Below are 554 nucleotides of genomic sequence, written 5' to 3'. Positions count from 1 at the left end.
CTGAAATTTCAATTTCGCGCTGACAAATCCGGTGGGTGGCAAGCTTTGTTGCACATGTCCGTTTATTGGCAGGTTTCGGCCCTCCCCGTACGGACTCATCCTGGGTTCTGGACCTATTAATTTGGTTGCCGTCATCCCGCCTGCGTGAGTCAAGCCCCCGAGATGCAGGGGGTTCCTAATGAGCAATCTATTCTGGCTGACGGATGTGCAGATGGCGCGGTTTGAGCCTTACTTTCCAAAGAGCCACGACAAGCCGAGGGTTGATGACCGACGCGTGCTGAGTGGGATTATCTTCATCAATCGCAATGGGTTACACTGGTCTGATGCCCCTCGCGAATATGGGCCACCTAAGACGCTATATAACCGATGGAAACGATGGAGCGATATGGGTGTGTTCGCTCGGATCATGAACGGGCTGGCTGCTGAAGGCACGGATCACAAGACCATCATGATTGACGCAACATACCTCAAAGCGCACCGCACGGCCACCAGCCTGCGGTTGAAAAAGGGGGGCGTGGCAGGCTGATAGGGCGCACCAAGGGTGGCATGAATAC

General features: G+C 54.7%; 1 pseudogene. It reads left to right on the top strand.

What is annotated here, in order from left to right:
- Window positions 1-178: 178 nt before the first annotated feature.
- Window positions 179-554 (top strand): annotated as a pseudogene (locus ACPGUT_RS16145) (IS5 family transposase); the annotation flags it as partial.

The sequence above is a fragment of the Halocynthiibacter sp. genome, assembly GCF_049608145.1.
Lineage (GTDB): Bacteria > Pseudomonadota > Alphaproteobacteria > Rhodobacterales > Rhodobacteraceae > Halocynthiibacter.
This window is presented reverse-complemented; position numbering and strand designations above follow the sequence as displayed.